Below are 5,685 nucleotides of genomic sequence, written 5' to 3' on the forward strand. Positions count from 1 at the left end.
GGATCCGCGCCCCCTGCGTCTTTCAACGCCTTACGATTGAGTTGTCTCAGGCTAGGAACTCAGCGAGTTCAGAAAGCCACGGTGGGTTCGCGCCCGCACGAGAGACAGTAATATCGCCAATCGTTGCTGCGCGCTCCAAGATGAAGTCGACCTTTGCGGCATCCAAATCACGCAGAGCGGGCCGCGACATGGCACCCACCAGACCGAGCGACCACAGTGCGTCGATCAGGCCTCCCATGAAGGAATCGCCTGCACCGACGGTGTCTTCGACCTTGACATCTCCGGCTGGGATAGAACGGCGAACACCACTCGAGGTGAATGCCGCTGCACCCTCCTTGCCCTTTGTCACAACGATCAGTGAGGGACCTGCAGTGAGCCAATCGCGCACCACTTCGTCGATCTCACGTCCGTTGGTGAGCCAAGCGATATCTTCGTCGGAAACCTTGACAACATCGGAAATGCCGATGAACTTGTTGACGGTTGCCAATGCTTCTTCAGGCGTTCCCATGAGCGCGGGGCGAGCATTGGGATCATAGGTGATGATGGCATGCTGTCGCGCAGTGACCATGGCATCCAAAACGGCGTGTGCGCCGGGCTCGATCACTGCAGCAATGGAACCGGAGTGAACGATTCGGGCCTGCGTGGATACGGCGATGGGGCTATTTGGACACCAATCGAGATCAAAGGTGTAGGTTGCCGCGCCCTTTTCGTTGAGTTTTGCGAGTGCAGTCGGCGTGTGATCAGCTCCGAAGGACTCTTCGGTGATGACAACGTGCGAGGCCGTGAAGTGTTCTTCGAGGATATCGCCACGTTCATCGTGTGCCAGCCACGTTTGCAGGCCAACGTTACGGCCCAAGCGTCCGAGCGTCATTGCAACGTTTGCCGGTGAGCCTCCGGGGATCTCGGCGACTGCGGTAGGGCTATCCGCGGGGACCACGATATCCATCAGAGCTTCTCCGATGGAGAGGATGTGGGGGTCGGTTGCGAGGTCCATGTTTCCTCCTGTTTCCAGACCACGTCGGCTGGTTTCCTCGAACAATTGACGTTCTCAGTCTAACCAATCTCTGGGGTCCTGGGCGACGGAGAATTAATTTTCTGTTCCCTGTTCCATCCGTTGTGTTGCTGCGTCCAAAATTGAGCGGCAGCGGGCGGCAAGGGCTTCGCCGCGTTCCCACATGGCAAGAGTGTCTTCTAGGGGCGCCTGTCCGCTTTCCAGCGTCTTCACGATGGCGATCAATTCATCGCGTGCTGCTTCATACGACAGGGATTCCGGTGCCGGGAGTGTATTTTCTGCCATGTGTTCCTCCAAGTTGGGTGGCTGTTTTGGTGAGAAAGTAGGACGGGTTATTCGTTTGCCGGTGCTGCGCTATTTGTTGCTTGGGTAGAGCCAACGACTTGGGCAACCAAGCGGCCTGAGGCAAGGATGCCTTCGACCAGGGTGCCCTTAGGAACTTGCGAGGCGTCGCGAACCAATTCGCCAGAGGGAAGCTTGAGCATGGAATACCCGCGTTCCAAAGTGGCCTGTGGTGAGAGCGCGCGCAGGGTCGCCGAGGCCTGAACGATTCCTTGACGTTCCTCGCTCAGCCGTCGTTCAATCCGGGAACGCAAATTTGTTACCGCTGAATCGATAAGGACGCGATGAGGTTCCAGTGTTGCGGCCGGCGTAAGGAAAACGGGACGTGAAACAACAAGATCTAAATGATGGCGTTCTTGTGTCAGTCTGCGCTCGATTGCATTGCGCATTGCCTGAGAAGCACCAGCCAAACCCTCGAGCTCTTGGGCAAGATCAGGAACAATGCGCCTGGCCGCATCCGTCGGAGTCGATGCGCGGAAGTCGGCCACATAATCCAAAAGTGGCGCGTCGCCCTCATGCCCGATTGCCGAGACCAGGGGAGTGGAAGCGGCTGCAGCGGCACGTACCAAGACCTCGTCAGAGAAGGGAAGAAGATCCTCAACGGAACCGCCGCCTCGGGCAACAACAATCACGTCAACTTCGGGGATCTGATCGAGCTCGGCAATGGCATCACTGACCTCACGCACCGCGTACTGGCCCTGGACTGCGACCTCGCGGACCTCGAAACGTGCAGCGGGCCAGCGTGCACTTGCATTCACAATGACGTCATCTTTTGCCTTCGCATTTCGCCCGCACACAAGGCCAATAACGCGCGGAAGGAAAGGAAGGGGTTTCTTGCGGCGTTCGTCGAAGAGGCCTTCGGCTGCAAGTTTTTGACGCAGGCGTTCGATTTGAGCCAATAGATCGCCCAAACCTTGAAGGTGAACCTCGGCTGCTTGGAGGTTCAAGCTTCCACTGCGTTCCCAAAAAACGGGCTTAACGCGCGTGACGACTTTGACGCCTTCTTCAAAACCGGCGCCAACGGCAGAAATAACATTCGGGAAAGCTGTAACGGTCATCGAGGTGTCAGATTCGGTGTCGCGCAGGGTGAAAAACGCCATGCGTGAGCCCGGACGCGGGTTGTATTGGATGACCTGGCCTTCCACCCAGAGCGAAGACATTCGGTCAACGTAGATCTTGATGTTCTGCGTAAGTCTGCGCAGTGGCCACGGGTTTTCGCGCGTAGTATCAGCAGCTTTAGCTGCGGGGGGCATGTTCTCTGGCACGAAATAAGCATGACACAGGCCAGTGGCATTTGCGTCCAGAGTGGGAAGGAAAAGCAATTATGGTTCGCAGATGCACATGGCGGCCTGTACGGTTGATCTATGACTCATGACGACACCCTTCGTAATAGCGAAAGCGATTCCCACGTCGAAGGTGGGAAGATCCTGCTTGCAGCGCCTCGTGGATATTGCGCGGGTGTTGATCGCGCGGTTGATGTCGTTGAAAAAGCCTTGGATCTTTACGGTGCGCCCGTCTATGTCCGTAAAGAAATCGTTCACAACAAGTTTGTCGTCGAATCTTTGACGAAGCGCGGGGCGATCTTTGTTCAAGAAACCGATCAGGTTCCCGAAGGCGCACGTGTGGTGTTCTCTGCTCACGGGGTTTCGCCTGAAGTTCATGCGGTTGCAGCCCAGCGTCATCTTGCAACAATCGACGCGACCTGTCCGCTGGTTACGAAGGTCCACCGAGAGGCCGTGCGCTACGCGAAGGAAGACTACGACATCATCTTGGTTGGCCACGAAGGCCACGAAGAAGTTGAAGGTACTTTTGGTGAAGCTCCCGAACACATTCAAGTGGTTGGAACGCCTGAAGAAGTCGACAACCTGGTTGTTCGTGACCCCGAGCGCGTTGTGTGGATTTCGCAGACGACCCTTTCTGTTGATGAGACCCGTCAAACGGTCGATCGTTTGCGCCAGCGCTTCCCCAAACTTGTTGATCCACCTTCAGACGACATTTGCTACGCAACACAAAATCGTCAGGGGGCTGTGAAGGTCATTGCCCCTCAGGTTGATGTCATGGTTGTTGTGGGCTCAGCGAATTCCTCGAACTCGGTACGTTTGGTTGATGTTGCGCTCGAATCGGGTGTTCCCGCTGCGTATCGTATCGATAAGGCCGAAGAGCTTCAGGAAGAATGGTTCGCAGGTGCGAAGACCGTGGGCTTGACCTCGGGTGCGTCAGTACCCGAAATCCTTGTCCGTGATGTGATTGCCTGGCTGCAGGAACATGGTTTCCCGACTGTTGAGGAAGTTCGAACTGAGACGGAAACGACGACCTTCGCCCTTCCCCGTGACCTACGCTCAGATTTGAAGAAGGCCGGACAGATCGATGTTCGCCCGCATGCCCGTCGCACTGCCGGGCCTGATCACACCAGCTGAGCGAAATTTCACCCGCTGATGCGTGCACTTTCTAGGCGCGGGCGAACGGGAGTGCGGCCTCGTCGGATAGGATAGGGGCGTGTCTTTAACTATTGGTATCGCCGGCCTGCCCAACGTTGGCAAGTCCACTCTGTTTAATGCTCTGACCCGCGCGACTGTTCTGGCTGCGAACTATCCCTTCGCAACCATTGAACCGAATGTGGGTGTCGTTCCGCTTCCCGATGCGCGTTTGAATAAGCTCGCCGAGATTTTCGGTTCTCAGCGCATCATTCCCGCGACCGTTTCTTTCGTTGATATCGCGGGTATTGTGCGTGGCGCGTCTGAGGGTGAGGGCTTGGGTAACCAGTTCCTTGCGAACATTCGCGAGGCCGACGCCATTTGCCAGGTGACGCGTGCCTTCTCCGACCCCGACGTTGTGCACGTTGATGGCAAGGTTGATCCTGAGTCGGATATTGAAACCATTAAGACTGAGCTGATTCTGGCTGACATGCAGACGCTTGAAAAGCAGATCCCGCGTCTGGAAAAGGAAGTGCGCGGCAAGAAGACCGAGGCGATCGTCCTGGAAACTGCGCGCGCGGCAATGGAACTGCTCGAAAAGGGCGAACTGCTCAGCGGTCCCGCGGGTGCAAAGCTCGACCAGGATGCATTGAAGTCCTTCCAGCTCATGACCTCTAAGCCCTTCATCTTCGTGTTCAACATGGATGCCGAAGAAATGGACAACAAGGAACTGCAGGACGAGTTGCGTTCGCTTGTTGCCCCCGCTGAAGCGATCTTCTTGGATGCGCAGTTCGAGTCCGAGCTTGTTGAACTAGACGAGGACGACGCGCGAGAAATGCTGGCTGAGTCCGGTCAGAGCGAATCCGGCTTGGATAAGCTGGCGCGAGTTGGCTTCGATACCCTCGGTCTGCAGACCTACCTGACCGCTGGTGAGAAGGAAGCACGCGCCTGGACAATCCACAAGGGTGACACCGCTCCTAAGGCTGCCGGCGTCATCCACACGGACTTCGAAAAGGGCTTCATCAAGGCTGAGATCGTCTCATACGACGATCTGATCGAGGCCGGTTCCATGGCCGCAGCGAAGGCTGCCGGCAAGGTCCGCATGGAAGGTAAGGACTACGTTATGCAGGACGGCGATATCGTCGAATTCAGGTTTAATGTTTAATCACTCCTGAATGGGGCAGTGACCGGGTCGTGCGAGGGCGTGGCCCGGTTTTGCTGTTGTAAGTTCTTGAATCAAGGGTGAACGTGGGATGGGGTGTTGAAAAATAACGTCTTGCGTTAATAACGTTTTACGTTATATTGTTGTGTCATGATCCAGTCGTTCGGTGATCGTCAGACTGAGCGGTTGTTTGCGAGAGAACCTGTTCCTTCATTGGACTCGCGCATCGCACGTGTCGCGTTGCGCAAGTTGCGTCAGGTCGACGCTGCGTGTCGTTTGGAGGACCTCCGGATCCCTCCGGGCAATCGGCTCGAGCTTCTGCGCGGTAATCGGGCGGGGCAGTACAGTATCCGAATCAATGATCAGTGGCGCATCTGCTTCAGGTGGAGCGATGCTGGTCCAGAAGGGGTTGAGATCGTTGACTACCACTAAAATTGCTCCGATTCACCCGGGCGAAGTCCTCATGGAGGACTTCATCGAGGGGTTCGGAATTACGCAGCACAAGCTTGCTGTTGCTATTGGGGTTCCGCCTCGTCGTATCAATGAAATCGTCCATGAGAAGCGTGGGATTACGGCGGATACTGCGATGAGGCTGTCCCGCTACTTCGGTACAACCCCGGGGTTCTGGATGAACCTGCAGATGCGCTACGAACTTGACTGTGCTGAAGATGCGATGGGGGATGCATTGAATGGAATTGTTCCTCTTGTGACAGTGGAAGTCGCTTGAGTCGACGGAGGCTGATAAGGCAGTGGCC

The 5,685-nt window shown here is 56.2% G+C and carries 7 protein-coding genes; 4 read left to right on the forward strand and 3 right to left on the reverse strand.

The genetic code is table 11. The features are described 5' to 3' along the window. Positions 1-46: 46 nt before the first annotated feature. The 3 genes from QZR18_RS08100 to xseA form a co-directional block, all read right to left on the reverse strand. Entirely contained in the window at positions 47-994 is a 948-nt protein-coding gene (locus QZR18_RS08100) for a carbohydrate kinase (RefSeq protein ID WP_178706564.1), read from the reverse strand. Positions 995-1,087: 93 nt separating this feature from the next. Then, on the reverse strand, positions 1,088-1,297 hold the full coding sequence (locus QZR18_RS08105) for an exodeoxyribonuclease VII small subunit (protein ID WP_178706561.1): 210 nt from the start codon (positions 1,295-1,297) through the stop codon (positions 1,088-1,090). A gap of 47 nt (positions 1,298-1,344) precedes the next feature. Further along, positions 1,345-2,607 carry an exodeoxyribonuclease VII large subunit gene (gene xseA / locus QZR18_RS08110; protein WP_178706567.1) on the reverse strand — a complete coding sequence of 421 codons (1,263 nt, stop codon included), beginning with the start codon at positions 2,605-2,607 and terminating at the stop codon, positions 1,345-1,347. 111 nt (positions 2,608-2,718) lie between these two features. Between xseA and QZR18_RS08115 the strand changes: the two genes are divergently transcribed. The 4 genes from QZR18_RS08115 to QZR18_RS08130 all read left to right on the forward strand — a co-directional run bounded on the left by QZR18_RS08115 (position 2,719) and on the right by QZR18_RS08130 (position 5,657). Next, positions 2,719-3,771, forward strand: a complete 1,053-nt coding sequence (locus tag QZR18_RS08115) for a 4-hydroxy-3-methylbut-2-enyl diphosphate reductase (RefSeq protein WP_178706558.1) — start codon at positions 2,719-2,721, stop codon at positions 3,769-3,771. Positions 3,772-3,850: 79 nt separating this feature from the next. Then, positions 3,851-4,933, forward strand: coding sequence for a redox-regulated ATPase YchF (gene ychF / locus QZR18_RS08120; RefSeq protein ID WP_048714130.1), 1,083 nt, complete (start codon positions 3,851-3,853; stop codon positions 4,931-4,933). 147 nt (positions 4,934-5,080) lie between these two features. After that, the gene (locus QZR18_RS08125) at positions 5,081-5,362 is read left to right on the forward strand and encodes a type II toxin-antitoxin system RelE/ParE family toxin (RefSeq protein WP_081940778.1); all 282 of its coding nucleotides are present in this window, start codon (positions 5,081-5,083) and stop codon (positions 5,360-5,362) included. Then, complete coding sequence (locus QZR18_RS08130; protein WP_178706555.1) at positions 5,322-5,657, forward strand: HigA family addiction module antitoxin; 336 nt, start codon at positions 5,322-5,324, stop codon at positions 5,655-5,657. The genes QZR18_RS08125 and QZR18_RS08130 overlap by 41 nt, the downstream gene beginning before the upstream one ends. Positions 5,658-5,685 lie beyond the last annotated feature (28 nt).

Source organism: uncultured Actinomyces sp. (assembly GCA_900541895.1).
GTDB lineage: Bacteria > Actinomycetota > Actinomycetes > Actinomycetales > Actinomycetaceae > Pauljensenia.

Bases quoted from the DNA above. Each gene is read 5' to 3' on its own strand.
- QZR18_RS08115 (WP_178706558.1), top strand. From the start codon at position 2,719: ATGACTCATGACGACACCCTTCGTAATAGCGAAAGCGATTCCCACGTC.
- QZR18_RS08100 (WP_178706564.1), bottom strand. From the start codon at position 994: ATGGACCTCGCAACCGACCCCCACATCCTCTCCATCGGAGAAGCTCTG.
- QZR18_RS08130 (WP_178706555.1), top strand. From the start codon at position 5,322: ATGCTGGTCCAGAAGGGGTTGAGATCGTTGACTACCACTAAAATTGCT.
- QZR18_RS08125 (WP_081940778.1), top strand. From the start codon at position 5,081: ATGATCCAGTCGTTCGGTGATCGTCAGACTGAGCGGTTGTTTGCGAGA.
- xseA (WP_178706567.1), bottom strand. From the start codon at position 2,607: ATGCCCCCCGCAGCTAAAGCTGCTGATACTACGCGCGAAAACCCGTGG.
- QZR18_RS08105 (WP_178706561.1), bottom strand. From the start codon at position 1,297: ATGGCAGAAAATACACTCCCGGCACCGGAATCCCTGTCGTATGAAGCA.